Below are 25,499 nucleotides of genomic sequence, written 5' to 3'. Positions count from 1 at the left end.
GTGCACGCGGCCGCGCGCGGCGAGGCTCGCCTGCCGTCCCACTGCTCCATCCTGTCCGGGCGCTGCCAAGCTTGCTTCACTCCACCTTGCGGATGCGCTCGATCAATGACGCGATCGCGGGGTCGCGCTGCGCTTTGGCGTAGAGCCCTGCCATCGCCGCCTCGAGCGGCCTGCGGTCGAAATCGCTGACGATCTTCACGCCTGCGGCTTCGGCCCGCTGGCGCGAGCGCTCGTCGAGGTCCTTCCACTTCTCGCGCATGAAGGTGCTGGAGCGCTTCGCAGCCTCGCGGAAAAGCGCCTGGTCTTCGACCGACAGGCTCGCCCACGCCTTTTGCGACATCACCAGCACTTCCGGGCTCATCGTATGTTCGGTCAGCGTATAGAAGCCTGCGAACTTGTAGTGATCGGCGGTGATGAAAGACGGCCAGTTGTTCTCGGCGCCGTCGATCAATCCAGTGGCAAGGCCGGTCTTGACCTGCCCGTAGGGCAGCTCGACCGGTTCGGCGCCGAGCGCGCGGATCATGTCCGACATCTGCTGCGACTGCTGGACCCGAATCCGCAGGCCCTTGAGGTCGTCGAGCGAACGGATCGGACGGGCGCTGTTGTAGATCGAGCGCGCGCCCGAATCATAGAAGGCCAAGCCGACGAATCCGTAGGCCTCGAATGAGTTGAGGATCTCGTTGCCGATGGGGCCATCCAGCACCTTCTGCAAATGTTCAACCGAGCGGAACAGGAAGGGCATCGCCAGCACGTTGGCCGCGGGCACCATGGCGCCGATCAGCGCCACATTGGTGCGGTTGATGTCGATCGCACCCGCCCGCGTCTGCTCCAGCGTTTCTTTTTCCTCGCCAAGCTGCCGTGAGTGAAACACCCGCACATGATGACGGCCACCGCTTCGCTCCTCCACCAGGCTGCCCATGTAACGCAGCGCCTGGACGGTCGGATAGTCCTCGCTCTGGGTATCGGAAGCCCGAAACTCGCGCGCAGCCGCACCCGTTGCGACCGCCGTCAGCAGCAGCGCGACAACAAGCTTCATGATCCGCGAAAGGCCGGCGCGGCGGTACACAGGCTACAAATCCCCTTGTGATATGGTCTGTGGCAGGAAGAAAAGGTTCAATACTTTTTAGCAGAAGCCGGAAAGATAGCTATCCGACGATCTACGGTTAATCGGCCATTCCGACGTTTTGCCGGATTGCAACCGTAACGACGCAGCCTTAATCAGGGGCAAAAGTGATTTTGATTTTGCTTCTCAAGCGCGAAAGCCTGGATTGGCGCACCGTGACATCGTTTATGAGATTCCTATACCCAGCGGCGCTTGCGGCCACTCTGCTCGGATCTCCCGCGCATGCCGCGACCGAGATCATGTGGTGGCACGCGATGTCGGGAGAACTCGGCAAGCAGGTCGAGAAGCTCGCTGCCGATTTTAACGCGTCCCAGTCCGACTACCGGATCGTGCCGAGCTACAAGGGCAACTACACCGAAACGGTCACGGCGGCGATCTTCGCTTTCCGCTCGCGCAGCCAGCCCGCTATCGTCCAGGTCAACGAGATCGCCACCGCCACCATGATGGCGGCTCGCGGCGCGATCTATCCGGTGTTCGAGCTGATGCGCGACCAGTCCGAGCCGTTCCTGCCGTCGGCCTACCTGCCGACCGTGACCAGCTACTACGCCGACCTCAGCGGCAATCTGCTGTCGTTTCCGTTCAACGCCTCGACGCCGATCCTCTATTACAACAAGGATCTGTTTCGCGCCGCCGGCCTCGACCCGGAGGTGGCGCCCAAGACCTGGCCCGAACTCGGCGCGGCGGCAAAGCGGTTGCGCGCGGCCGGTGCTCCTTGCGGATTCACCACGTCGTGGCCATCCTGGATCAATGTCGAGAATTTTTCAGCCTTTCACAATGTGCCGATCGCGACCAAGGCCAACGGTTTCGGCGGGCTCGATGCGAAACTCATCTTCAACAATTCGCTGATGGTGAAGCACATCGCCCAGCTCGTGGAATGGCAAGCCACCAAGGTGTTCGACTATAGCGGTCGCGGGCAGGCGGCCGAGCCGCGCTTCCAGAAGGGCGAATGCGGCATTTTCATCGGCTCGTCCGGCACCAGCGCCGATATCAAGGCCAACTCGAAATTCGAGGTCGGCTACGGCATGCTGCCCTATTGGCCGGACGTCACCGGCGCGCCGCAGAACAGCATCATCGGCGGCGCCACGCTATGGGTGCTGCGCGATCGCCCGCGGGCCGAATATACAGGCGTTGCGAAGTTCTTCGCCTATCTGTCGAAGCCGGAGGTGCAGGCCGCCTGGCACCAGGCAACCGGCTATCTGCCGATCACCCGCGCAGCTTACGAGCTCACGCGCTCGCAGGGTTTCTACGACCACAACCCCGGCGCGGCGATCGGGATCGAGCAATTGACGCTGAAGCCGCCGACCGAGAACTCGAAAGGTATCCGGCTCGGCTCCTTCGTGCTGATCCGCGGTGTCATCGATGAGGAGCTCGAGCAGGCCTTTTCCGGCAAGCAGTCGCCGCAGGCCGCGCTCGATTTGGCCGTCGAACGCGGTAACCGGCTGCTGCGCCAGTTCGAGCGCGCCAATCCGGACAGGTAGAAATTGGTCTCGCCAACCGTCATTGCGAGCGAAGCGAAGCAATCCATTTCTCCGCGCGGGTCGAAATGGATTGCTTCGTCGCATCGCTCCTCGCAATGACGTCGTGGCGCAAATTCATGACGCGGTCATTACCCGCCTTCACCGACTACGAAGCCTTTCGCACCTGGCGTGCTGACCCATCGCGCTGGCTGCCGGTCGCGATCGATATCGCCCACAGCCGCGGATTTGCCTCCACGTCGCCTCACGTCTTCACAACCGGCACCAACCTCGTCGTTGGACTCGGTGATGATCTCATCCTCAAGATATTCCCGCCGGTGCTGCGGGCGCAGTTCGTATCCGAGCGCGGATCGCTCGCGCAGCTTCGCGGACGGGTCAAGATCCCGATTCCGGAGATCGTCGCCGAAGGCGAGCGCGACCGGTGGCCGTATCTCATCATCACGCGCCTGCCGGGCGTCCTGGGTGCGGAGGTGTGGCCCTCGCTGCCCGAAGCCGACAAGGAACGCGTGCTCGCCGAGATCGGCGAGACCATCGCCGATGTTCAGCGCGTGCCGCCAGGCCCGCTGCTTGCAATCGAGCCGCGCTGGGACGTGTTCATGCAGAGCCAGATGGAAGGCTGTCGTGCCAGGCACGAGCGGCTGGGGCTGGCGCGAAAATTCCTCGACGGGCTCGATGATCTCTTGCGCGACGCCGCCGAGCTGATCCCGATGCACGAACCGCCGGTCATCCTCACCGGCGAATACATCCCGCAAAACTTCATGCTGACGCAGCGGGACGGCCGCTGGCACCTTTGCGGATTGATCGATTTCGGGGATGTGCTGGCAGGATGGCGCGACTACGATCTGCTCGGTCCCGGCGCATTCATGGCCGCAGGCCGGCCGCGCCGCGTGCTGAGCCTGCTCGAAGGCTTTGGCTATTCCCGCAGCGACATCGACTTCGCGCTGAAGCGGCGGCTGATGGCCTTGATGCTGTTGCACCGCGCGAGCGACCTGAACCGGCACATCTGCATCGACGGCTGGCAAGCGAAGGCTGACGATCTCCTGGAACTGCAAGAGCTGATTTGGGCCACATAAATGGCTCGCCTAACAAACGGGCGTTCAAAATTAATAGCTTAATCAGTGAGCAAATATGCCGATTTGTATGCAATAAGGTGACGATCGATCGCAGCGTTTGAACTTGCCGTTCTTGATATTCGAAAGTTAAATCAATGACTTGGGCGTACGCTAACGTTCCATTAAGGCTTGGCACAAACCTTGCGAACCTGTTCCACGCCATTTCCCAGGGGCGTTGGAGCATCACCCATGAAACGTCGCGATTTCCTGAAGTCCGCGTCCGGATTAGCCGCTAGCGCGATGGTGCCTGCGCCCGCGATCTGGTCGCCGGCCAAGGCCGATGCGCGCTCGGAGACGCTATTGATCGTTTCCGAGGGCGGTCCGAACAATCTCGACATCCATGGCGTCGGCACCAATGTGCCCGGCTATGAAGTGTCCTGGAATTGCTACGACCGCCTGATCACCCACGAGATGAAGAGCGGCCCGGGCAGCGTGCCCTATTACGACCGCGACAGGTTCAAGGGTGAACTGGCCGACGACATGAATGTCGGCGACATGTCCGTCACCTTCAAATTGAAGAAGAACGCCAAATTCCACGACGGCGCGCCAGTGACGGCGAAGGACGTCAAATGGTCGCTCGATCGCGCGGTCAGCGTCGGCGGCTTCCCGACCTTCCAGATGAGTGCGGGCTCGCTGACCAAGCCCGAGCAGTTCGTCATCGTCGACGATTCCACGGTGCGGGTCGATTTCGCCACCAAGGACCGGCTGACGATCCCCGATCTCGCCGTCATCGTGCCCTGCGTCGTCAACTCCGAATTGGTGAAGAAGAACGCCTCTGAAAAAGATCCTTGGGGCCTCGAATACACCAAGCAGCAGACCGCGGGCTCCGGCGCCTACAAGGTGACGAAATGGACCGCCGGCACCGAAGTGATCATGGAGCGCAACGACGCCTGGGTCGGCGGACCCATGCCGAAGATCAAGCGCGTGATCTGGCGCATGGTGCCGCAGGCCGGCAACCGCCGCGCGCTGCTGGAGCGCGGCGACGCCGACATCTCCTATGAGCTGCCGTTCAAGGATTTCCAGGAGATGAAGGCGAACGGCAAGCTCGACGTGGTGTCGCTGCCGTTCTCCAACGGCATCCAGTATATCGGCATGAACGTGACCAAGCCGCCGTTCGATAATCTGAAGGTGCGGCAGGCCGTGGCCTACGCGATTCCCTATCAGAAGATCATGGACGCGGTGCTGTTCGGGCTTGCCAACCCGATGTTCGGCGCGCCCAAGGACAAGCCGACCGAGGTCGCCTGGCCGCAGCCGCACAAATATTTCACCGACATCGAGAAGGCCAAGGCGTTGCTGGCGGAGGCCGGCTATCCCAACGGCTTCGAGACCACGATCTCCTTCGATCTGAATTTTGCGGGCGTCAACGAACCGCTCTGCGTGCTGGTGCAGGAAAGCCTGGCGCAGATCGGCATCAAGACCACCATCAACAAGGTGCCCGGCGCCAACTGGCGCACCGAGCTGAACAAGAAGGAGATGCCGCTGTTCACCAATGTGTTCTCGGGCTGGCTCGATTATCCCGAGTACTTCTTCTACTGGTGCTATCACGGCAACAATTCCGTGTTCAACACCATGAGCTACAAGTCGCCGGAGATGGACAGGTTCATCGACGGCGCCCGCAAGGCTGCCGCGATCGGCGACACCGCGGCCTACGACACCGACGTCAAGGGTTTCGTCGATCTCGCCTTCGCGGAAGTGCCGCGCATTCCGCTGTATCAGCCCTTCGTCAACGTGGCGATGCAGAAGAATATCTCCGGCTATCAGTACTGGTTCCACCGCCGCCTCGACTATCGCGCGATGGCGAAGGGGTAGCGAACGAGCAGGGAGGGCGCGCCATGCTCACGATGATCGGCAAGCGGCTGATGTTTGCGATCCCGAGCCTGATCGGGGTCGTCATCGTCACCTTCCTGCTGACCCGCGCGCTGCCGGGCGATCCGGCCGCCTATTTCGCCGGGCCTGCCGCCACCAAAGAAGCGGTCGAACAGATCCGCAAGAAGCTCGGCCTGGACCGGCCGCTGATCGAGCAGTTCTTCCGCTACACCAATGATCTCGCCCATGGCGATTTCGGCAATTCGCTCACCACGGGACAGCCGGTGGCGGCCGAATTGCGCAACCGCCTGCCGGCTTCCGCCGAACTGACGCTGCTCGGCCTGCTGGTGTCGATCGCAATCGCAATCCCGCTCGGCGTGCTCGCCGCAACGCGGCCCGGCTCGTGGATCGACCATCTCTGTCGCGTCACGACCACCGCCGGCGTATCGCTGCCGGTGTTCTTTACTGGGCTGGTGCTGGTCTACATCTTCTATTTCCAGCTCGGCTGGTCGCCGGCGCCGTTGGGGCGGCTCGATGTGTTCTATAGCGCGCCGCCGACCGTGACCGGCTTCTATCTGATCGACACTTTGATCGCGCGCGATTTCGAGGCATTCCGTTCCGCGCTCAGCCAGCTCATCCTGCCGGCGACGACGCTTGCGATCTTCTCGCTGGCGCCGATCGCGCGCATGACCCGGGCTTCGATGCTGGCCGTGCTGTCCTCCGACTTCGTTCGCACTGCGCGTGCCAGCGGCCTGTCGCCGGGGACGGTGATCGTCACCTACGCGTTCCGCAACGCGATGCTGCCGGTCATCACGACGCTCAGCATGGTGTTCTCGTTCCTGCTGGGCGCCAATGTGCTGGTTGAAAAAGTGTTCGCCTGGCCTGGCATCGGCTCCTATGCGGTGGAAGCGCTGATCTCGTCGGATTTTGCGCCGGTGCAAGGCTTCGTGCTGACCATGGCGGTCATGTATGTGCTGCTCAATCTGGTGATCGACATCCTCTATGGCGTGATCGATCCACGCGTACGACTGGAAGGGTGAGGGGTGAAGCATGAGCACCGTTGCGCCTGTCGTTGAACCCGTCGCTCCGGCGCCGACCTCGGGGCTGTCAGCCGTCTTCGAGCACACGCGCTATGTGCTCGGCGAGAACAAGGTCACCGCCTTCGCCTTCGGGCTGCTGGTCGTGATCGTGTTCGCGGCGCTGTTCGGCCCCTATGTCGTGCCCTACGACCCGCTCGCGAGCGATACCGCCGCAGCGCTGAAGCCACCGTCGGCGGCGCACTGGTTCGGCACCGATCAATTGGGGCGCGATATCTTCAGCCGTGTCATCGTGGCCACTCGGCTCGATACCTTCATTGCAGTTGCGTCCGTAGTGCTGGTGTTCCTGATGGGCGGGCTCGCCGGCATTGCGGCCGGCTATTTCGGCGGCTGGACCGACCGCATCGTCGGCCGCATCGCCGACACCATCATGGCGTTTCCGCTGTTCGTGCTGGCGATGGGCATCGTCGCGGCGCTCGGCAACACCGTGCAGAACATCATCATCGCCACCGCAATCGTGAATTTCCCCCTTTACGCGCGCGTCGCCCGTGCCGAGGCCAATGTCCGCCGCAATGCCGGCTTCGTCCAGGCGGCGCGGCTCTCCGGCAATGGTGAGTACCGCATCCTGCTGGTGCACATCCTGCCCAACATCATGCCGATCATGATCGTGCAGATGTCGCTCACCATGGGCTACGCCATCCTGAACGCTGCCGGCCTCTCCTTCATCGGCCTCGGCGTCCGCCCGCCGACCGCCGAATGGGGCATCATGGTCGCCGAAGGCGCGGGCTTCATGGTGTCGGGCGAATGGTGGATCGCGCTGTTCCCCGGCCTTGCTCTGATGATCGCCGTGTTCTGCTTCAATCTGCTCGGCGACGGATTGCGCGACATCGTCGACCCGCAGCGGAGAACGTGATGGGCTCGCTCTTTCAGCCGATCGTCATTGCCGGGCTTGACCCGGCAATCCATCGTGCGAAGCGCATTCTTGATTTCTTGATGGATGCGCGGGTCAAGCCCGCGCATGACGATTTGAGAATGGGGCGCCCGTCATGACCGCGCAGCCGCTGCTCGACGTCAGGGACCTCACCGTCGAATTCACCACGCGGCGTGGCATCGTCAAGGCGGTGCAGCACGTCAATATTTCCGTGGCAAAAGGCGAGACCGTCGGCATCGTCGGCGAGTCCGGTTCGGGCAAGTCGGTGACGTCTTACGCCGTGATGCGCATCCTCGATCGCGCCGGCAAGATCGCCGAGGGCTCGGTGATGTTCTCGGGCATCGACGTGAAGGCGGCGACCGAGACGCAGATGCGCGACCTGCGCGGCCGCGAAGTCTCGATGATCTTCCAGAACCCGCGCGCGGCGCTCAATCCGATCCGGAAAGTGGGCGACCAGATCGAGGACGTATTGCGTCAGCACGTCCAGCAATCGACCGTGGCCGATCGTGGCGAGAAGGCGATCGAGGCGCTCGAGCAGGTCAAGATCGCCCGCCCGCGCGAGCGTTATCACGCCTATCCGTTCGAGCTCTCGGGGGGCATGTGCCAGCGCGTCGTGATTGCGCTCGCGCTGGCTTGCAATCCGCAGCTTCTGATCGCGGACGAGCCGACCACCGGTCTCGACGTCACCACCCAGAAGGCGGTGATGGACCTGATCGTCGAGCTGACGAAACGGCGGTCGATGTCGACCATCCTGATCACGCATGATCTCGGCTTGGCCGCCGCCTATTGCGACCGCGTCGTGGTGATGGAAAAGGGCCGCGTGGTCGAGACGGCAAAATCGGCCGATATTTTTGCCAGGCCCGAGCACGCCTACACCAAGAAGCTGATGCGCGCGACGCCGCGCATCGGTGTCTCCTTGCGCGATTTGCTGCCGGAGGACGATACGCCCTCCGTCATGGCCGGGCTTGACCCGGCCATCCATCAATCTTCGAAAGACTCTTCTTCTGAACGGATGGACCCCCGGGTCAAGCCCAGGGGTGACGAGAAGGCAGAACCCCTTCTCCTGGTCGAAAAGCTCGTCAAGGAATATCCCCGCCAGGGCGCGAACGCGGTGCTGTCAAAACTGTTCGGCCGCAAGCCGCCGGTGGAACAAGAAGTGTTCCGCGCCGTCGACGGCATCAGCTTCCATGTCGGCCACGGCGAAAGCGTCGGCTTGGTCGGCGAATCCGGATGCGGCAAATCGACGACATCGATGATGGTGATGCGGCTGCTCGACCAGACCTCCGGTCGCATCGCCTTCGATGGCGACGAGATCGGCGAGATCAAGCCGCAATCCTTTGCGCGATTGCCGCTGCGCAGCCGCATCCAGATGGTGTTCCAGGATCCGACCGACAGCCTCAACCCGCGCTTCACCGCCGCGCGTGCGATCGTCGACCCGATCATGCAGCTCGGCGACATCAGGGGCCGCGACGCGCTGCGCGCCCGCTGCGAGGAACTCGCCACGCTGGTCGGCCTGCCGGTCAATTTGCTCGACCGCTTCCCGCACCAACTGTCCGGCGGGCAGAAGGCGCGCGTCGGCATCGCGCGGGCCATCGCGCTGCATCCGAAGCTCGTCATCCTCGACGAGCCGACCGCGGCACTCGATGTCTCCGTGCAGGCGGTGGTGCTGAACCTGTTGCAGGATCTCAAGCAGTCGATGGGGATGAGCTATCTGTTCGTGTCGCACGATCTCAACGTCGTGCGCCTGTTATGCGACCGCGTCATCGTGATGCGCGGCGGAAAGATCGTCGAGCAGGGCACGTCCGAAAAGGTCTTGGGCGATCCGCAGGATGCCTATACAAAGGAGCTGCTGACGGCGATCCCGCATCCGCCGTTGCCTGTTCATTGAGCAGTCTCCGGGAAGAAAACGGGCAAGCAGGCTTTCCAAACGCTCGATAAAACAGATGAGTTTGTGGTCCGATTCAAGTAATCGGATCATGGGTGCGTTGAGATCGCCGGGTGGGAGCGTGATGGTTGCCGACAAGCTGGATGACTATATCGACGCCGTCGCGAGGGCGATGGGGCTACCGGTCGAGGACGCCTGGCGGCCGGCGATTCGTGCCAATCTCGAAGTCTCGCTGAGACTGGCGCGGCTGGTGGACGAATTCCCGCTTCCCGACGAGACCGAGCCGGCCAGTGTCTACTCCGCCTGATAGCGCAATGACCGATCAATCCCCGTCCGCCGCCGACATCGCAGGGGCCGTCGCCACGCGAAAGCTCTCGGCACTGGAAGCAACCGAGGCGGCGCTCGCCCGCATCGCAAAGCACGATGCCGTGCTCAACGCCTTCACCGACATCACCGCCGATCGCGCACGCGCCAAGGCCAAAGCCGTCGATGCGGCCATCGCGGCCGGCCAAGGCGTCGGCCCGCTCGCGGGCGTCCCCTTTGCAGTGAAGAACCTGTTCGACGTACAGGGCATCTCCACCCGCGCCGGATCGAAGATCAACCGCGATCTGCCGCCGGCCGCGCGCGATGCGACGCTGATCGAACGGATGGAAGCGGCCGGTGCCGTGCTGGTCGGCGCGCTCAACATGGGCGAATACGCCTATGACTTCACCGGCGAGAACGTGCATGACGGCCCGTCGCGCAATCCGCACGATGCGACGCGGATGACCGGCGGCTCCTCGGGCGGCTCCGGCAGTGCGGTGGGCGGCGGACTGGTACCGATCGCGCTCGGCTCCGACACCAACGGCTCGATCCGCGTGCCCTCGTCCTTCTGCGGTACCTTCGGCCTGAAGCCGACCTATGGCCGGTTGTCGCGCGCGCGGTCGTTTCCATTTGTCGCAAGCTTCGATCATCTCGGCCCGCTGGCGCGAAGCGCGCGCGATCTCGCGCTCGCCTATGATGCGATGCAGGGGTCTGATGCAGATGACGCCGCCTGCACCACGCGGCCGGTCGAGCCGGTGATGCCACAGCTCGCGCAAGGCATCGGTGATCTCCGCATCGCCATTGCTGGCGGCTATTTCCAGCAGAACGTCTTCCCCGAAGCGGTTGAAGCCGTTGGCCGCATCGCCAAGGCGCTCAACGCGACGCGAATGGTGGAGATTCCGGAAGCCGCGCGCGCCCGCTCGGCGGCCTACGTCATCACGACGACGGAAGGTGCTTCGCTGCATCTCGACCGCCTGCGCAAGCGGCCGAATGATTTCGATCCCGCGGTGCGTGATCGCCTGATCGCGGGTGCGATGATTCCGGCGCCCTATGTCGACAAGGCGCAAAAGTTCCGGCGCTGGTACCGCGAGAAGGTGCTGGAGCTGTTCAGGGCGGTCGACGTGATCCTGGCCCCGGCGACGCCCTGTGTGGCGCCGAAGCTTGGGCAGGTGAATTTTACGCTCGATGGAGTCGAACTGCCGGTGCGCGCCAATATCGGCATCCACACCCAGCCGATTTCGTTCATTGGCCTGCCGGTGGTGGCCGTCCCGGTTCCACTCGAGCCGATGCCGATCGGCGTGCAGATCATCGCCGCGCCGTGGCGCGAGGACATCGCGCTGCGGGTCGCCTACGCTCTGGAGCACATGGGTGCGGCCGCCGCGCCGCCGCCGCGAGGAATCTAGCGAATGGAAATCGATCTGCCCGACGTGCTTGCCGAAGTGACCGCGCAATTCGACCGCTACGAGAAGGCGCTGGTGTCGAACGACGTCGCTGTGCTCGACGAATTGTTCCGCAACGACAAGCGCACGCTGCGCTACGGCATGGGCGAAAATCTCTATGGCTATGACGCGATCATGGCGTTCCGCGCGGGGCGCTCGTCGGTCGGGCTCAATCGCCGGACCGACAAGACCGTGATATCGACCTACGGCCGCGACACCGCGGTCGCCTCGACGCTGTTCTTTCGCGACTCCGCACCGGGCAAGGTGGGGCGGCAGATGCAGACGTGGATACGCTTCCCCGAGGGCTGGAGAATCGTCGCCGCCCATGTCAGCATCATCGACGAACCGAAGGATCCGAAGACATGAGTCTGGACGATCTTCCGCGTAGCCCTGCTGCCGCCGGACCGGAAATGCTGGTGCGGCGCGTCGACCGTCCGTTTCCGCAACAATCCAAGACCACGCGCGCCGAGGAGCTGCGCCTGCAGCTTGCCGATGAGATCGTGCGCGGCGCGCTCGGGCCGGGCTCGCCGCTCGATGAAACCGATATCGCGCGCCGCTTCAATGTCTCGCGCACGCCGGTGCGCGAGGCGCTGCGTCAGCTTGCCGCAAGTGGTTTGGTCGAAGCGCGCGCCCATCGCGGCGCGGTGGTGGCGCGGCCCTCGGTCGAACGGCTTACCGGCATGTTCGAGGCGATGGCGGAGTTGGAAGCGCTGTGCGCGGCGCTCGCCGCCGAGCGGATGACGGCTGCGGACCGGCATGCACTCGAAGCCGTGCATGAGGAATTGCGCGTGCTCAGCTACACCGGAAATCCCGAGCGCTTTCACGAGGTCAACGAGCGCTTCCACAACACGATCTATGCCGGCTCGCACAACGACTATATTGCGGAGATGACATTGGCGACGCGGGTCCGCGTGCAGCCGTTCCGCCGCGCCCAGTTCCGCAATCTCGGCCGATTGGCAAAATCGCACGCCGAGCACGACCGCGTCGTGGTCGCGATCCTGCGCGGCGACAAGACCGGCGCCGCCGCCGCGATGCGCGCCCATATCACATTGGTGCGCGGCGAATACGAGATCTACGCGGTCTCGGTGTAGTTTCGTAGGGTGGGCAAAGCGACTTGTCCGCCGTAGCTCGCAGAGCGAAGGCGGAAGCGTGCCCACCATCTCACGCACTGCTCGTGGTGGTGGGCACGCTTCGCTTTGCCCACCCTACGAAATCGGTGTTGTCGGAAACGTTTCTCCGCGTCATTGCGAGCGCAGCGAAGCAATCCATCTCTCCACAAGCGGCGGCATGGATTGCTTCGCTGCGCTCGCAATGACGGCTAGACCGTAGCGTTCTCCGCCACGAATGCGCGCCAGCCGCCGAAGGCGGAGATGTCGCGCGCGCCGTTGATGGCCGCTGGCTCCACGAGGAAGCCTTTCACCTCGCGGCCATCGGCGAGACGGATCGTGCCGATCGAGAGCGGCGGCGGGATCGCGGCGACGAACTTGCCAAAGGAAGCCGGTGAGAGCGCCCAGAGTTCGAGCTTGATCGCCGATCCCGCGCCCGCCTCGACCCGCAGCATGCCGGGTTTCGGCGGCGTGGTGCCGAGCGCGTAGAGCCTGTAGTCCGGAGCGGTCGTGGCCTCCTCGAGCAAACATCCGTCGAGCGTGCGCAATTCGCCGTTCAGCGCCATGCCGGACAGGTGCGCGCCGACAACGGCGATCGGAATGTCCTCGCCGCTTGATGGCGGTAGCGGACCGAGCGGCGGCTGCGGCAGCGACTTCGCGCCGATCGGCAGCCTGGTGTCGGCATGGAAGACGCGGCCGATGCTGGCAAGCAGCGCGTCGCGGCCGGCCGGCGCCAGCAGCGTGATGCCGAACGGCGCGCCGTCGGGCCGCATCGCCGACGGCAGCGCCAGGCCGCAGAGGTCGAGCAGGTTGACGAAATTGGTATAGGTGCCGAGCCGGCTGTTGAGCTCGATCGGATTGGCCAATACCTGCGCGGTTGAATAGACCGTCGGCGCTGTCGGCAGCACGATCGCGTCGATCGAGGCGAAAGCGCGCTCGGCGATCCGGCGCAGTGCCTGCAGGCGGTAGAGCGCCGCGAAGGTTTCGGCAGCGCTCAGCCGCGCGCCGGCTGCGGTGATCTCGCGCGTGACCGGGTGGATCGACTCCGGCGAGGAGGCGAGCAGATTGCGGATCACCAGATAACGCTCGGCGACCCATGGGCCTTCGTAGAGCAGCCGCGCGGTCTCATAGAACGGTTCGAGGTCGAATTCGACCAGCGTCGCGCCGAGCGCGGCCCAGCGCTCGACCGCTTCCGCGTAAAGCTGCCCTGACTGGCGGTCGCCGAAGAAGATCAACTGTCCCTTGCGGGGGATGCCCAGCCGAAGCTCGGCGGGAAACTCCGTCATCCCGGCAAGCGGCCGCTCGCGCGAGAAGGGATCGGCGCCATCGGGGCCGGCCATCACCTTGAGCGCAGCCATGGCGTCGTCGACGGTGAGTGAGAAGACCGAGATGCAATCGAGCGTGCGGCAGGCCGGCACCAGGCCCGCGGTCGAGATCAATCCGAGGCTCGGCTTCAATCCGACGATATTGTTGAGCATCGCCGGCACGCGGCCGCTTCCCGCGGTGTCCGTGCCCAGCGCCAGCGGCACCAGTCCGGCGGAGACCGCGACCGCCGATCCCGCGCTCGATCCGCCCGGAATGAGGTCGTCGCGGACCGGATTCCTGGGGATGCCGTAGGGCGAGCGCACGCCGACGAGACCGGTTGCGAACTGGTCCAGATTGGTCTTGCCGATGATGATCGCGCCGGCTTCGCGCAGCCGTGCCACTGCGGTGGCGTCATGCGTCGGCATGTAGGAGAAGGCGGGGCAGGCCGCCGTGGTCGGCATCCCCCGCGCGTCGATATTGTCCTTCACCGCGACCGGCACGCCATAGAGCGGCAGGCGCGCGGCGTCCTTGCCGGCCAACGCTGCGGCTTCCGCCAGCGCCTCCTTCTCGTCGCGCAGGGTGATGAAGATGGCGGGATCGCCATGGTCGCGGACGCGCTGAAAACTGCGCGCGACCGTTTGCGCAGGTGTCATGGTGCCGGCGCGATGCGCAGCGACGATCTCAGCGGCGGTTTCTGTCACGTGGTGCCCCGTCCGTTGGTCGACCGATCTCCGCCACGATCGACGGCGCCCGGCCTGACAAAACCCAAGCCCGACCGAAGCAAGCGATGTGCCATTGTGTACATTTCCGATCCGGGCGCGGTTACTGGAATCGGCATGCAAGATCAGCCGCTTAGGGCAGGCGTGGGAATTGGCAAGAGTTCCAGGAGGCAATCCGCCGCAACGGGATTGCCCAATCATTGGGCAGGGCGATTTGAGGCGAGGTACGCCCCGCGCCGGGGGTCAGGTGAAGCAGGAGAGGATGTGAAGCAGGCGCTCCCGGTTCTCCTTGCCGATCTTCTCGGCTACGTGACGTTCGTGCTCGGCAGCAAGCCGCTTGAACTGACGCAGCGATGTCTCGCCTTGCGCGGTAAGATACAAGGCGTGGCACCGCCGGTCGGACGGGGACTGGACTCGCTTGACCAGCTTGCGCCGCTCGAGGCCGTCCAGGAGGTGCACCAGCCTGGCGCGCTCGATCCCGAGCCGCTTCGCCACCGCCATCTGGCTCAGGCCCGGATTGGCGCCGATCACGGTCATGACGGAATATTGCGTCGGCCTGATATCGACCGCCGCAAGCGTCTTGATGAAATCCTGGAAGATCCAGATCTGAAATCGTCGCACTGCGTAGCCGGCATGCCCGGCCAGCGCGTCGAGCCCGACCTCACGGTCCGCGTCTTCTCGACGCGCCTTGCCGTTTCTTGTTGGTCTTCCTGCTGGTTTCCCGTTGGCGGAAGTCAGCCGCAGCGGCGCCGCTCTGTTGGCCACGTGATTCCTCCGATGCCGCGTCCCTTTTAGCGCCCGAGCAGGGGCAAGAAAAGATTGTTGTTGACGACAACAATTGTCCTGCCCAACATTATGACCAAGCAGCCCGGAACGAGGCTGCAGCCGGCGGCCATAAGCTGCGCCGGGCAAGCCCGGTCAGGACGGGCGAGGAGGAAACCATGACGATTGCCGCCGCGCGCGGGGACAATCCCGATCATCTGTTTGCCGTGCCCGCGATCGTTGCCGATCGGCGGGGCGACGGCAGCATCATCGTGAGATCGACCGTGCCCTTGCGCGAAGGCGCGCGCTGCGTCGGCGACTGGCTGGAGCATTGGGCGCGGCAGATGCCGAACAGGGCCTTCCTCGCCGAGCGCGCCGATGTCGAGGCGCCCTGGACCACTGTCAGCTATGCCGATGCCTTGGCGCAGGTGCGTTCGCTCGCCTCCTGGATCCTGGCGCAAGGCCTCAGCGCCGAACGCCCGGTAATGATCCTTTCCGACAACAGCATCGATCACGCGCTGCTCGCGCTCGCCGCCCAGCATGTCGGCGTGCCGTCGGCTGCGATCTCGCCGGCCTATTCGCTGATGTCGAAGGATTTCGACAAGCTGAAGAGCATGGTCCGGCTGCTCGAGCCCGGCGCGATCTATGTCTCCGCCACCAGGCCGTTCGCGGCGGCGCTCGCGGCAATCAAGTCGCTGCATGCGGCCACCATCATCAGCGGCAATGCCGACGACAGCGATGCGATTTCGTTCCGCGCCATCGCGGCTACGCCAGAGACCGCGGAGGTGGAAAAGGCGTTCGCGGCGGTGACGCCGGACACCATCGCAAAATTCCTGTTCACTTCGGGCTCGACGGGCGCGCCGAAGGCCGTGATCAACACCCAGCGCATGCTGACCTCGAGCCAGCAGGCCAAGGCGCAGACCTGGACCTTCCTCGACGCTGACAGCGACGATCTCGTGATCCTGGACTGGCTGCCCTGGAGCCACACCTTCGGCGCCAACCACAATTTCAACCTGGTGCTGCGTAACGGCGGCACGCTTTATATCGACGGCGGTAAGCCGGCGCCGGGCCTGTTCGCGACGTCGCTCGCAAATCTGCGCAGCGTGGTGCCGACGGTCTATTTCAACGTGCCGCGCGGTTTCGACATGCTGATCGCGGCGCTTCGCGACGATGACGAGCTACGCCGGAAATTCTTCGGCGAGGTGAAATTCGCCTTCTATGCCGGCGCGGCGCTGCCGCAGAATCTATGGGACGCGCTGGAAGAATTGTCCGTGAAGACCGTCGGGCGCCGGCTTCCGATGGTGTCGGCCTGGGGCTCGACCGAGACGTCGCCGCTCGCGACCGATTGCCATTTTCTGGCGGAGCGTTCCGGCAACATCGGCGTCCCGGTCCCGGGCACCGAATTGAAGCTGGTCACCTCCGGCGACAAGCTCGAGGTGCGCGTGCGCGGCCCCAATGTCACGCCGGGCTACTGGAAGGCGCCGGAGCTGACCGCGCAGGCATTCGACGAGGAGGGCTTTTACCGGATCGGCGATGCCGTGAGGTTTGCCGATCCGGAACAGCCCGAACGCGGGCTGTTCTTCGATGGCCGCGTTGCCGAGGATTTCAAGCTCAATTCCGGCACCTGGGTCAGCGTCGGCACGCTGCGCGTCGCCGGCATCGCCGCACTGGCGCCGCTCGCGCAGGACATCGTCGTCACCGGCCATGGCGGCGACGAAGTTCGCTTCCTGGTATTCCCCAACGTCGCCGCCTGCCGCGCGCAGGCCGGCTTGCCCGACAGCGCCGATGTTTCCGACGTGATCGGCCACGAAACGATCCGCGGCGCGATCGCGCAGGGTCTTGCAAGACTGAAGGCGCAGGGCGGCAACTCCTCCGGCCACGCCACGCGCGCGCTGTTGCTTGCGGAGCCCGCCTCCGTCGACGGCGGCGAGATCACCGACAAGGGCTACATCAACCAGCGCGCGGTGCTGACGCGCCGCGCGGACGCGGTGGCGATGCTGGATGACGATACCTCGCGTGAATGGATCGCCTGCGCCGGCTGACACCGGGCAAAGCGTCAGGAGCCGGTCTGGCCGGTCACCGTGCCGAGATTGTTGTGCAGCCGGCGCAACAGATCGATCAGCATCTCCCGCTCGTCCTTGCGCAGGCAGGACAACAGCCGACGCTCGCGATCGAGCGCGGCGACGATGACCTTGTCATGGATGGCGCGGCCTCTGGCCGTCAGCGTGATCGAATGGCTGCGGCCGTCGTTCGGGTTGGCGCGGATCGCGACCAGCCCGCGCTTCTGCAACAGCGCCAGCGTCCGGCTCACCGGTCCCTTGTCGAAGCCGATGATGTGGCAGATGCGCGAGGCGGGGATGCCCGGCTCGATCGCGAGCTGCGACATGATCCGCCACTCCGTGACATTGACGCCGAAATGACGCTGGTAGAACGAGGTGGCGCTGTTGGAGAGCTTGTTGGCAATGAAGGTGACGAAGGCCGGCACGTAGCGATCGAGATCGAGCGTTGGGCCGGAATTGACAGCCGCAGCTTGCGCGGGTCTCGGCCGGCGCGGCTTCCTGGGGGAGGGTTGAGTGCTCATTTCTTCGATCATCGCTGCGGGGGCGCGGCCTCGCAATAAGGACGTTCCAGCGGTTCTTCTTGGTTGAGGCTATCGCGCCACCTTGCTGCTGCCCTGGGTGATCAGCCGGGCCGCGCGCTGGTCGCGGGCGTGAATCCAGAGCCAGCTCAGCGCGACGCTGAGGCGGTGGCGGATGCCGATAAGGAAGTAGATGTGGGCGATGCCCCAGATCCACCAGGCGATGGCGCCGCGCAGCTTGAGCCAGCCGAAATCGATGACGGCCAGCCGCTTGCCGATCTGGGCGAGACTGCCCTGGTGCTTGTAGCGGAATGGCGGCAGCGTGCGGCCTTCGAGCCGCGCCCTGATCAGCGTCGCGACGTAGCGCCCTTCCTGTTTCGCCGCCGGTGCGATGCCGGGCACCGGCTTGCCGTCGGGACCGGAGATCGTGATGGTATCGCCGATCGCAAAGATGTCGGGATGACCGGGGACGGTGAGGTCGGGATTGACCTGCAGCCGATAGGCGCGGTCGGCCGGCGCGTTGAGCCATTCGGCGGCCCGTGAGGCGCGCACGCCGGCAGCCCAGATGATGGTCCGCGCCTCCAATCTCTTGCCGCCATAGACCACGCCGTCGGCGTCGCATTCGGTGACCGGCGCGCCCAGCATCACCTCGACGCCGAGCTTTTCGAGCGAACGCTGCGCGTAGGTCGAGAGATCGTCGGGAAAGCCTGCGAGCACCCGCGAGCCCGCCTCGATCAGAACGACGCGGGTCTTGTGGGTGTCGATGTTGCGGAAGTCAGGCGCCAGCGTGTCGCGTGCGAGGTCGGCGATGGTGCCGGCCATTTCGACGCCGGTCGGACCGGCGCCGACGATGACGAAGGTCAATAGCGCCGCGCGCCGCGCCGGATCGGTCTCGCGCTCGGCGCGCTCGAAGGCGACGAGGATGCGGCGCCGGAGCGTGGTGGCATCCTCCAGCGTTTTCAGGCCTGGTGCGAACGGTTCCCATTCGTCGTGACCGAAATAGTCGTGGCGTGCGCCGGTCGCGAGGATCAGCGTGTCATAGGGGACGCTGTCGCCGTCATCGAGCACGACACGCTTGCCTTCGGCGTCGATGCTGTTGACGTTGGCGAACAGTGTCGTCACCTCGCGGCGGTCGCGCAGGAGGTGGCGGATCGGCCAGGCGATCTCGGAGGTCGCCAGCGAAGCGGTCGCGACCTGGTAAAGCAGTGGCTGGAACAGATGATGATTGCGACGGTCGATCAAGGTAATCTTCACCGGCGCGCCGGCGAGCCCAAACGTCGCCTCCAAGCCACCAAAGCCTGCGCCGACGATCACCACGTGATGCGGATCTTTCGACGGCGTCGTCATGGATTATGGCCCCGGGGTTCTCGGTATCTCCGGGTAGATTATGTATTCATTTGTGCAGTTGTTCCAAGGCGCTTCTTTCTAATCGCACGATAGCGAAAACGTATGGCTCAGGCCTTCCGTGGTGCCGCGGCCGTGATCCGCGACGGCGCCTAGGAGCGCAAAAATTCTTCCCTAGGACCGTATCCTTTGACCGTCGCCAAACGTCCTTGGGATGCGCGATGGCTTCCGCATCGCGGCTCGAACCAGGGAGAGGACGATGACGACCAGGCTGATCAGGTACAAGGCGAAGCCCGAAATGGCCGATACGAACGCCGAACTGGTTGCGGCGGTGTTTGCGGAACTGAAGGCGGCAAAGCCCGATGGTGTGCGCTATCTCACGCTGCGGCTGGAGGACGACACGTTCATCCATGTCGTGGAGACCGCATCCGACGACGGGTCCAGCCCGTTGCCGCAGCTCGCCGCGTTCAAGGCGTTCCAGAGCGGCATTCGCGACCGTTGCGCCGAGCCGCCACTGGTTCGCAGCGCCAAAGTGGTCGGCAACTACCGTATGCTGGAGCATGATCCTGAGCAGGGAGAATGACGCCAGTGTCCGATGCATCGGTGGCCGCGAGTCTCGACAGCCTCCTGGTCGTGCTGCGGCCGCGGCTGCACCGCTACTGCTCCCGCATGGTCGGTTCGGTGATCGACGGTGAGGACGTGTTGCAGGATGCGCTGATCAAGGCGGTGGAAGCGTTTCCTTTGGCTGGGGAGATCCAAAACCCGGAAGGCTGGCTGTTCAGGATAGCGCACAACGCCGCGCTCGATTTCCTGCGTCGCCGCCATCGGCAGGCCGCGCTCCAGTCGGCGGAGGAGGTCGACATGATGGCCGACGAGCTCGACGACATCGCCCGCCGCGAGATCGCCGCCGCCAGCCTGCGCACTTTCATGCGACTGCCGGTGGCGCAGCGCAGCAGCGTGATCCTGAGGGACGTGCTCGGCTATTCGCTGGCGGAAGTCTGCGAGATCATGGACCTGAGCCTGGTGGCGGCAAAGGCCAGCCTGCACCGTGGCCGGATCCGGCTGCGCCAGCTCGCGCAAGAAGGCGACGACGCGCCGCGGCCGAAGCTGACGGACGCCGATCGGGCCCGTCTTTCCGCCTATGTCACGCATTTCAACGCCCGCGATTTCGACGCCATCCGCGCCATGATCGCCGACGACATCAAGCTTGATCTCGTCGGCAGGACCCGGCTCAATGGCAAAGCCGAGGTTTCGCGCTATTTCGGCAATTACGCCAAGGCCAGCGACTGGCATCTGGTGCCGGGGCTTGTGGAAGGCCGTCCCGCGATCCTGGTGTTCGACCCTACGGCTCCCGGCGCAGCGCGGCCGAAATATTTCGTGCTGCTGGACTGGCGGGCCGACAGGGTCGCGAATATCCGGGATTTCCGCCACGCGTCCTACGTCATCGAGGACGCGGACTATCTCGTGTAGTGGGGCGCCGCGAAAGGCGGCCGGCAGCAGCTCAAAACTGCGACAATGGTTGCCCGGGCAACCGGCACTATAATTCTTGCCAGCCTCACATTTTACGAATTATGGTGCAGATCAGGCGCGAGCATGCGCCGAAGGTTCTAAACGCCGCCTTCGGTTCACGCTTGCTGCCCAGTCAGGATTCCGCGCACAAAACACGTCACCCTGAGCGGGAGTGACGGGGGCACGGATGGCGCCGCCGGACGGTTCACCCGCCTGGCGGGCCGGTTGGAATGGTTGAGGAGGGGAGTGAACATGAAAACGTCATTTTGGCTGGCGGGCGTGACCGCGCTGGCGCTGGCGCAGCCCGCGATTGCGGCTGACACGATCAAGATCGGCTTTGTCTCGACTTTCAGCGGTCCGACCGCCGTCATTGGCAACGACATGCGGAACTCGTTCGAGCTGGCGCTCGACCATCTCGGCCGCAAGATGGACGGCAAGCCGGTCGAGGTGATCTATGAGGACGATCAGCAGAAGCCGGATGTCGGCAAGCAGAAGACCGAGAAACTGGTGCAGTCCGATAAGGTCGACTTCATTGTCGGCTACATCTGGTCGAACGTGCTCTTGGCCTCGCTGAAGACCGCCGTCGACAGCAAGACCTTCCTGATCTCGGCCAACGCCGGTCCGTCCCAGCTCGCCGGCGAGCTTTGCTCTCCTTACGTCTTCTCGACCTCCTGGCAGAATGACCAGACGCCCGCCGCCATGGGCCTCTACATGAACCAGAAGGGCGTGAAATCGGTATTCCTGATCGGGCCGAACTATGCCGCCGGTAAGGACATGCTCGCGGGCGTCAAGAGCACCTTCAAGGGCGAGGTGGTCGGCGAAGAATATACGGTGTGGCCGAGCCAGCTCGATTTCTCCGCCGAGCTGACCAAGGCGCGCAACTCGAAGGCCGAGTCGATCTTCGTGTTCTATCCGGGCGCCGCCGGCGTGCAGTTCCTCAACCAGTATGTGCAGGCCGGCATCAAGCAGCAGATCCCGCTCTATACCGCCTTCACCATCGACGAATTGTCCTTGCCGCTGCAAAAGGAAAACGCGCTCGGCATTCCCGGGGCCCAGGAATGGGTGAACGACCTGCCGAACGAAGAGAACAAGCGCTTCGTCGCCGATTACCGCAAGAAATACGCGAACCTGCGCCCGACCTATTACGGCGCGCAGGCCTATGACGCCGCCCAGCTCATCAACAGCGCGGTCGTCGCGGTGAAGAGCGACCTGACCAAGAAGGATGCGATGAAGGCGGAGATGGAGAAGGCGAACTTCAAGTCGCTGCGCGGCCCGTTCAAATATGGCAACAACCACATCCCGATCCAGAATTTCTACCTGCAGGACGTGGTCAAGGACGCGGACGGTCAGCTATCGCTGAAGACGGTGGCAACCATCGTCGAGAACGACCAGGACCGGTTCCACGACAAGTGTCCGATGAAGTGAGGGTAAGTCACCTCGCCCCGCTTGCGGGGAGAGGTCGGATCGCTCTTGCGATCCGGGTGAGGGGGACTCTCCGCGGGCGCGGTGCTCGCGGAGGCAGCCCGTCACCCCGGCCCTCTCAGAGCGAGCTTCGCTCGTCTCGACCCCGCAAGTGCGGGGCGAGGGAGCAGGGCGGCGGCGCCTCCGCGCTGCCGCTGTTTTGTTTGTGAGGCTGATATAAGTCGCCGATGTTCCTTCTGATCGAACAACTTCTGAACGGATTGCAGTTCGGCCTGCTCTTGTTCCTGCTGGCGGCCGGGCTCACGCTGGTGTTCGGCATCATGGATTTCGTGAACCTGGCGCATGGTTCGCTGTACATGATGGGCGCCTATTTCGCCGCGACCTTTGTCGGCTGGACCGGCAGCTTCGTGCTCGGCGCGATCCTCGCGCTGGCCGCCACGCTTCTGCTCGGCATCGCCCTTGAATTCGTGGCACTCAGGCATCTCTATGGCCGCGACCATCTCGACCAGGTGCTGGCGACCTTCGGCCTGATCCTGTTCTTCAATGACATGGTGCGGCTGATCTGGGGGCCGGCCGGCCTAGCGCTGCCATTGCCGACATGGCTGACCACCCCGGTGCAGCTTCTGCCCGGCGTCTACTATCCGGCTTACCGGCTCTCGATCATCGTCGTCGCGCTGCTGGTCGCCGCGCTGCTTTATCTCGTGGTGATGCGCACCCGCATCGGCATGTTGATCCGCGCCGGCGCCTCCAATCGCGAGATGGCCGGCGCGCTCGGCATCAACATCAAGCTGCTGTTTACATTGGTGTTCGGCCTTGGCGCCGCGCTTGCGGGCCTTGCCGGTTTGATGCAGGCGCCAATCCTGACCGTGCAGATCGGCATGGGCGAGAACATCCTGATCCTCGCCTTCGTCATCATCGTGATCGGCGGCATCGGCTCGATCCGCGGTGCCTTCCTCGCCGCGATCTTCGTCGGCATCATCGACACGCTCGGCCGCGCCTTCCTGCCGGATTTGCTGCGCATGGTGCTGAGCGGTGCCGCCGCCTCGACCGCCGCGCCCGCTTTGTCCTCGATGCTGATCTACCTGGTGATGGCGATCGTACTGGTCTTGCGGCCGGAGGGGCTGTTTCCGGCCGCCAAGCGATGAAGTCCAAGCTCAACGCCAGCAACGCCGTCGTGGCGGTCGTTTGCGCCGCTCTCGTGCTGCTGCCGGTCTATTCGGCTGTTACAGGCAATATCTTCATCCTGACGCTGTTTACGCGCATCGTCATCTTCGCGCTGGCGGCCTCGAGCCTGAACCTGATGATGGGTTATGGCGGCATGATGAGCTTCGGCCATGCCGCCTATCTCGGCATCGGCGGCTATGCCGTCGGCATCCTGGCGGCCGAGGGCATCGGCTCCGGCTTCATCCAGTGGCCGGTGGCGCTTGCCGTCTCCGCTTTGTTCGCGCTGGTGATCGGCGCGCTATCGTTGCGGACCCGCGGCGTCTATTTCATCATGATCACGCTCGCCTTTGCACAGATGGCCTATTACGTCGCCTCCGCGCTGTCGCGCTACGGCGGTGACGACGGCCTGACCATCTACAAGCGCAGCAGCTTCGACGGGCTGATCAACCTCTCGGACCGCACGCAGTTCTATTATCTCTGCCTCGCCTGCCTGTTCGGCGGCGTCTACCTGATCTGGCGCATCGTCAATTCGCGGTTCGGCCTGGTGGTGCAGGGCGTGCGCTCCAACGAGCAGCGCATGCAGGCGATCGGTTTTCCGGCCTATCGCTACCGGCTGACCTGCTTCGTCATCGCGGGCACCATCTGCGGCCTTGCCGGCGCGCTGCTCGCCAACAACACCGATTTCGTCAGCCCGGCCGTGATGTACTGGACGCGGTCCGGCGATCTCATGGTGATGGTGATCCTGGGCGGGATGGGCTCGCTGTTCGGCCCGTTGATCGGCGCGATCGTCTATCTCGTGCTGGAAGAATTGCTGTCGCAGTTCACCGAATATTGGGCGCTGATCATGGGCCCGCTCTTGCTCTTGATCGTCCTGTTCGCGCGTGGTGGCATCATGGGCCTGCTCGGGAGGGTGCGTCGTGGCTGATCCCCTGCTTCGCGTCGACAATCTGGTGCGCCGTTTCGGCGGCATCCTCGCGACCGACAATCTGTCGCTCGAAGTGCCGCGCGGCGAACTGCATGCGATCATCGGACCCAACGGCGCCGGCAAGACTACGTTGATCAGTCAGTTGACCGGGCAATTGATGCCGAATTCCGGCACCATCCATTTTGCCGGTCGCGATGTCACGGGGTTGCCGTCCTACCGGCGAAGCCGGCTCGGGCTGGCGCGCTCGTTCCAGATCACCTCGCTCTTGAAGGATTTCAGCGCCATCGACAACGTCGCGCTCGCGGCGCAGGCGCATGATGGTCACTCCTTCCGCTTCTGGGGCAACGCGCGGAAGGAGAAGCATCTGCGCGATACTGCGCGTGCGGCGCTGGAGCGCGTCGGGCTCGGATCGCGCGCCGATGTCCTGGTCTCCGAGCTCAGCCATGGCGAGCAGCGTGAGCTCGAACTCGCGGTGGCGCTCGCGACCAAGCCGCAGCTCCTCCTGCTGGACGAGCCGATGGCGGGCCTCGGCGTCACCGAATCCGCGCGGATGGTCGGGTTGTTGAAGGAGCTGCGCAAGGAGTTCACCATCGTGCTGGTCGAGCACGACATGGAAGCCGTGTTCGCGCTCGCCGACCGCATCACGGTCCTGGTCTATGGCCGCGTCATTGCCTGCGACACCCCGGATGCGATCCGCCGGCATGAAGAGGTCAAGCGCGCCTATCTCGGCGAACAGCATGCGGTGACCCGCCAGGGAGGCCCAATTGGCTGACACATTGCTCGACGTCGAAGGGATCGAGACCTGCTATGGCCTGAGCCAGGTGCTGTTCGGCCTGTCGCTGTCGATCAAGCGCGGCGAGATGATCGCGCTGATGGGCCGCAACGGCATGGGCAAGACCACCACCATCCGCTCCATCATGGGGCTGACTCCGGCGCGGTCAGGTGCGATCCGCTTTGCCGGGCAACAGGTGCGCGGCCTGCCGTCCTACAGAATTGCAAAACTCGGCATCGGCCTGGTGCCCGAGGGCCGGCAGATCTTCCCCAACCTGACGGTGCGCGAAAACCTGGTCGCGGCCTCCGGCAATCGCCAAGGCAGCTCCGATCCCTGGACGCTGGAAAAGATCCACGCGCTGTTTCCGCGCCTCGCCGAACGCGGCAGCAACATGGGCGTCACGCTCTCCGGCGGCGAGCAGCAGATGCTCGCGATCGGCCGCGCGCTGATGACCAATCCGAAGCTGCTTATTCTTGATGAGGCTACCGAAGGTCTCGCGCCCCTGATCCGCGACGAGATCTGGAGCTGCCTCTCGATGCTGAAGGGGCGCGGCCAGTCCGTGCTCGTGATCGACAAGAACGTCGGAAACCTCGCCCGCATCGCCGACCGCCATTACATCATCGAGCGCGGCCGCACCGTGTGGAGCGGCACGTCGGAGCAACTGGTCGCCGAGCCCGATCTGCAGCACCGCTATCTCGGGATTTGAGGTACGGCTTGGCGGTCTGGACGAGCTGGGCCGCGTCCCCCGCTTGCGCGACCCACTGAAGTCGATGTCCGCTTCG

At 64.3% G+C, this 25,499-nt stretch carries 24 protein-coding genes; 19 read left to right on the top strand and 5 right to left on the bottom strand.

Features of this window, described 5'->3' with window-relative positions:
• Positions 1 to 76: 76 nt before the first annotated feature.
• Positions 77 to 1,036, bottom strand: coding sequence for a TRAP transporter substrate-binding protein (locus ACZYOF_RS06500; RefSeq protein ID WP_394566081.1), 960 nt, complete (start codon positions 1,034 to 1,036; stop codon positions 77 to 79).
• A gap of 254 nt (positions 1,037 to 1,290) precedes the next feature.
• On the opposite strand from ACZYOF_RS06500, the gene ugpB reads away from it, so the two are divergent.
• The 11 genes from ugpB to ACZYOF_RS06445 all read left to right on the top strand — a co-directional run bounded on the left by ugpB (position 1,291) and on the right by ACZYOF_RS06445 (position 12,202).
• Positions 1,291 to 2,601, top strand: a complete 1,311-nt coding sequence (gene ugpB, locus ACZYOF_RS06495; RefSeq protein ID WP_463715210.1) for a sn-glycerol-3-phosphate ABC transporter substrate-binding protein UgpB — start codon at positions 1,291 to 1,293, stop codon at positions 2,599 to 2,601.
• Positions 2,602 to 2,717: 116 nt separating this feature from the next.
• A complete protein-coding gene (locus tag ACZYOF_RS06490) occupies positions 2,718 to 3,671 on the top strand; it encodes an aminoglycoside phosphotransferase family protein (protein WP_463715209.1) in 954 nt (317 codons plus the stop codon).
• A 228-nt stretch (positions 3,672 to 3,899) separates the two neighbouring features.
• Positions 3,900 to 5,519, top strand: coding sequence for an ABC transporter substrate-binding protein (locus ACZYOF_RS06485; protein ID WP_463715208.1), 1,620 nt, complete (start codon positions 3,900 to 3,902; stop codon positions 5,517 to 5,519).
• A 23-nt stretch (positions 5,520 to 5,542) separates the two neighbouring features.
• The gene (locus ACZYOF_RS06480) at positions 5,543 to 6,556 is read left to right on the top strand and encodes an ABC transporter permease (RefSeq protein WP_130578318.1); all 1,014 of its coding nucleotides are present in this window, start codon (positions 5,543 to 5,545) and stop codon (positions 6,554 to 6,556) included.
• A 10-nt stretch (positions 6,557 to 6,566) separates the two neighbouring features.
• Positions 6,567 to 7,466, top strand: a complete 900-nt coding sequence (locus ACZYOF_RS06475; protein WP_130578317.1) for an ABC transporter permease — start codon at positions 6,567 to 6,569, stop codon at positions 7,464 to 7,466.
• A complete protein-coding gene (locus ACZYOF_RS06470; protein ID WP_165421067.1) occupies positions 7,466 to 7,603 on the top strand; it encodes a hypothetical protein in 138 nt (45 codons plus the stop codon). The genes ACZYOF_RS06475 and ACZYOF_RS06470 overlap by 1 nt, the downstream gene beginning before the upstream one ends.
• Entirely contained in the window at positions 7,600 to 9,372 is a 1,773-nt protein-coding gene (locus ACZYOF_RS06465) for a dipeptide ABC transporter ATP-binding protein (RefSeq protein ID WP_463715207.1), read from the top strand. The genes ACZYOF_RS06470 and ACZYOF_RS06465 overlap by 4 nt, the downstream gene beginning before the upstream one ends.
• 121 nt (positions 9,373 to 9,493) lie before the next feature.
• Positions 9,494 to 9,676 carry a DUF4089 domain-containing protein gene (locus ACZYOF_RS06460; protein WP_463715206.1) on the top strand — a complete coding sequence of 61 codons (183 nt, stop codon included), beginning with the start codon at positions 9,494 to 9,496 and terminating at the stop codon, positions 9,674 to 9,676.
• 7 nt (positions 9,677 to 9,683) lie between these two features.
• Positions 9,684 to 11,075, top strand: a complete 1,392-nt coding sequence (locus ACZYOF_RS06455; protein WP_463715205.1) for an AtzE family amidohydrolase — start codon at positions 9,684 to 9,686, stop codon at positions 11,073 to 11,075.
• A gap of 3 nt (positions 11,076 to 11,078) precedes the next feature.
• Positions 11,079 to 11,477 carry an oxalurate catabolism protein HpxZ gene (gene hpxZ, locus ACZYOF_RS06450; protein WP_130578314.1) on the top strand — a complete coding sequence of 133 codons (399 nt, stop codon included), beginning with the start codon at positions 11,079 to 11,081 and terminating at the stop codon, positions 11,475 to 11,477.
• Positions 11,474 to 12,202: a GntR family transcriptional regulator gene (locus ACZYOF_RS06445; RefSeq protein ID WP_463715204.1), complete on the top strand. Its 729-nt coding sequence runs from the start codon at positions 11,474 to 11,476 to the stop codon at positions 12,200 to 12,202. Before hpxZ ends, ACZYOF_RS06445 begins: the two co-directional genes overlap by 4 nt.
• A 227-nt stretch (positions 12,203 to 12,429) precedes the next feature.
• Here the strand turns inward: ACZYOF_RS06445 and atzF are convergent, their stop codons facing one another.
• Positions 12,430 to 14,223: an allophanate hydrolase gene (gene atzF / locus ACZYOF_RS06440; RefSeq protein ID WP_463715203.1), complete on the bottom strand. Its 1,794-nt coding sequence runs from the start codon at positions 14,221 to 14,223 to the stop codon at positions 12,430 to 12,432.
• A gap of 261 nt (positions 14,224 to 14,484) precedes the next feature.
• Positions 14,485 to 14,979: a MarR family winged helix-turn-helix transcriptional regulator gene (locus tag ACZYOF_RS06435; protein ID WP_463715231.1), complete on the bottom strand. Its 495-nt coding sequence runs from the start codon at positions 14,977 to 14,979 to the stop codon at positions 14,485 to 14,487.
• Between the two features lie 203 nt (positions 14,980 to 15,182).
• Between ACZYOF_RS06435 and ACZYOF_RS06430 the strand changes: the two genes are divergently transcribed.
• Complete coding sequence (locus ACZYOF_RS06430; protein WP_463715202.1) at positions 15,183 to 17,045, top strand: feruloyl-CoA synthase; 1,863 nt, start codon at positions 15,183 to 15,185, stop codon at positions 17,043 to 17,045.
• Positions 17,046 to 17,059: 14 nt separating this feature from the next.
• On the opposite strand, the gene ACZYOF_RS06425 is transcribed toward ACZYOF_RS06430, so the two are convergent.
• Together ACZYOF_RS06425 and ACZYOF_RS06420 are read right to left on the bottom strand one after the other, a co-directional pair.
• Positions 17,060 to 17,584, bottom strand: coding sequence for a MarR family winged helix-turn-helix transcriptional regulator (locus tag ACZYOF_RS06425; protein WP_463715201.1), 525 nt, complete (start codon positions 17,582 to 17,584; stop codon positions 17,060 to 17,062).
• 69 nt (positions 17,585 to 17,653) lie between these two features.
• Entirely contained in the window at positions 17,654 to 18,928 is a 1,275-nt protein-coding gene (locus ACZYOF_RS06420; protein WP_463715200.1) for an NAD(P)/FAD-dependent oxidoreductase, read from the bottom strand.
• A gap of 256 nt (positions 18,929 to 19,184) precedes the next feature.
• Here ACZYOF_RS06420 and ACZYOF_RS06415 point away from each other — a divergent pair, with 256 nt between their 5' ends.
• From ACZYOF_RS06415 to ACZYOF_RS06385, 7 genes are all read left to right on the top strand, one after another.
• Positions 19,185 to 19,508, top strand: a complete 324-nt coding sequence (locus tag ACZYOF_RS06415; RefSeq protein ID WP_463715199.1) for a hypothetical protein — start codon at positions 19,185 to 19,187, stop codon at positions 19,506 to 19,508.
• Complete coding sequence (locus tag ACZYOF_RS06410; RefSeq protein WP_463715198.1) at positions 19,505 to 20,395, top strand: sigma-70 family RNA polymerase sigma factor; 891 nt, start codon at positions 19,505 to 19,507, stop codon at positions 20,393 to 20,395. The genes ACZYOF_RS06415 and ACZYOF_RS06410 overlap by 4 nt, the downstream gene beginning before the upstream one ends.
• Before the next feature lie 291 nt (positions 20,396 to 20,686).
• Positions 20,687 to 21,859: an ABC transporter substrate-binding protein gene (locus ACZYOF_RS06405; RefSeq protein WP_463715197.1), complete on the top strand. Its 1,173-nt coding sequence runs from the start codon at positions 20,687 to 20,689 to the stop codon at positions 21,857 to 21,859.
• A 224-nt stretch (positions 21,860 to 22,083) separates the two neighbouring features.
• On the top strand, positions 22,084 to 23,001 hold the full coding sequence (locus tag ACZYOF_RS06400; RefSeq protein ID WP_463715196.1) for a branched-chain amino acid ABC transporter permease: 918 nt from the start codon (positions 22,084 to 22,086) through the stop codon (positions 22,999 to 23,001).
• Positions 22,998 to 23,945 (top strand): branched-chain amino acid ABC transporter permease, encoded by a 948-nt coding sequence (locus tag ACZYOF_RS06395; protein WP_463715195.1) that lies wholly within the window; start codon positions 22,998 to 23,000, stop codon positions 23,943 to 23,945. The genes ACZYOF_RS06400 and ACZYOF_RS06395 overlap by 4 nt, the downstream gene beginning before the upstream one ends.
• The gene (locus tag ACZYOF_RS06390) at positions 23,938 to 24,717 is read left to right on the top strand and encodes an ABC transporter ATP-binding protein (RefSeq protein ID WP_463715194.1); all 780 of its coding nucleotides are present in this window, start codon (positions 23,938 to 23,940) and stop codon (positions 24,715 to 24,717) included. Before ACZYOF_RS06395 ends, ACZYOF_RS06390 begins: the two co-directional genes overlap by 8 nt.
• Entirely contained in the window at positions 24,710 to 25,423 is a 714-nt protein-coding gene (locus tag ACZYOF_RS06385; protein WP_463715193.1) for an ABC transporter ATP-binding protein, read from the top strand. Before ACZYOF_RS06390 ends, ACZYOF_RS06385 begins: the two co-directional genes overlap by 8 nt.
• The last annotated feature ends 76 nt before the right edge of the window (positions 25,424 to 25,499 follow it).

It is taken from the genome of Bradyrhizobium sp. LeoA1Lang (assembly GCF_055413685.1).
Note: the sequence above shows the minus strand (reverse complement) of the source record. Positions and strands in the feature narration are given on the sequence as shown.

Bases quoted from the DNA above. Each gene is read 5' to 3' on its own strand.
- ACZYOF_RS06485 (WP_463715208.1), top strand. From the start codon at position 3,900: ATGAAACGTCGCGATTTCCTGAAGTCCGCGTCCGGATTAGCCGCTAGC.
- ACZYOF_RS06395 (WP_463715195.1), top strand. From the start codon at position 22,998: ATGAAGTCCAAGCTCAACGCCAGCAACGCCGTCGTGGCGGTCGTTTGC.
- ACZYOF_RS06445 (WP_463715204.1), top strand. From the start codon at position 11,474: ATGAGTCTGGACGATCTTCCGCGTAGCCCTGCTGCCGCCGGACCGGAA.
- ACZYOF_RS06410 (WP_463715198.1), top strand. From the start codon at position 19,505: ATGACGCCAGTGTCCGATGCATCGGTGGCCGCGAGTCTCGACAGCCTC.
- ACZYOF_RS06500 (WP_394566081.1), bottom strand. From the start codon at position 1,036: ATGAAGCTTGTTGTCGCGCTGCTGCTGACGGCGGTCGCAACGGGTGCG.
- ACZYOF_RS06460 (WP_463715206.1), top strand. From the start codon at position 9,494: ATGGTTGCCGACAAGCTGGATGACTATATCGACGCCGTCGCGAGGGCG.
- ACZYOF_RS06405 (WP_463715197.1), top strand. From the start codon at position 20,687: ATGAAAACGTCATTTTGGCTGGCGGGCGTGACCGCGCTGGCGCTGGCG.
- ACZYOF_RS06425 (WP_463715201.1), bottom strand. From the start codon at position 17,584: ATGAGCACTCAACCCTCCCCCAGGAAGCCGCGCCGGCCGAGACCCGCG.
- ACZYOF_RS06430 (WP_463715202.1), top strand. From the start codon at position 15,183: ATGACGATTGCCGCCGCGCGCGGGGACAATCCCGATCATCTGTTTGCC.
- ACZYOF_RS06465 (WP_463715207.1), top strand. From the start codon at position 7,600: ATGACCGCGCAGCCGCTGCTCGACGTCAGGGACCTCACCGTCGAATTC.
- ACZYOF_RS06475 (WP_130578317.1), top strand. From the start codon at position 6,567: ATGAGCACCGTTGCGCCTGTCGTTGAACCCGTCGCTCCGGCGCCGACC.
- ACZYOF_RS06420 (WP_463715200.1), bottom strand. From the start codon at position 18,928: ATGACGACGCCGTCGAAAGATCCGCATCACGTGGTGATCGTCGGCGCA.
- ACZYOF_RS06400 (WP_463715196.1), top strand. From the start codon at position 22,084: ATGTTCCTTCTGATCGAACAACTTCTGAACGGATTGCAGTTCGGCCTG.
- ACZYOF_RS06415 (WP_463715199.1), top strand. From the start codon at position 19,185: ATGACGACCAGGCTGATCAGGTACAAGGCGAAGCCCGAAATGGCCGAT.
- ugpB (WP_463715210.1), top strand. From the start codon at position 1,291: ATGAGATTCCTATACCCAGCGGCGCTTGCGGCCACTCTGCTCGGATCT.
- hpxZ (WP_130578314.1), top strand. From the start codon at position 11,079: ATGGAAATCGATCTGCCCGACGTGCTTGCCGAAGTGACCGCGCAATTC.
- ACZYOF_RS06490 (WP_463715209.1), top strand. From the start codon at position 2,718: ATGACGCGGTCATTACCCGCCTTCACCGACTACGAAGCCTTTCGCACC.
- ACZYOF_RS06480 (WP_130578318.1), top strand. From the start codon at position 5,543: ATGCTCACGATGATCGGCAAGCGGCTGATGTTTGCGATCCCGAGCCTG.
- ACZYOF_RS06470 (WP_165421067.1), top strand. From the start codon at position 7,466: ATGGGCTCGCTCTTTCAGCCGATCGTCATTGCCGGGCTTGACCCGGCA.
- ACZYOF_RS06455 (WP_463715205.1), top strand. From the start codon at position 9,684: ATGACCGATCAATCCCCGTCCGCCGCCGACATCGCAGGGGCCGTCGCC.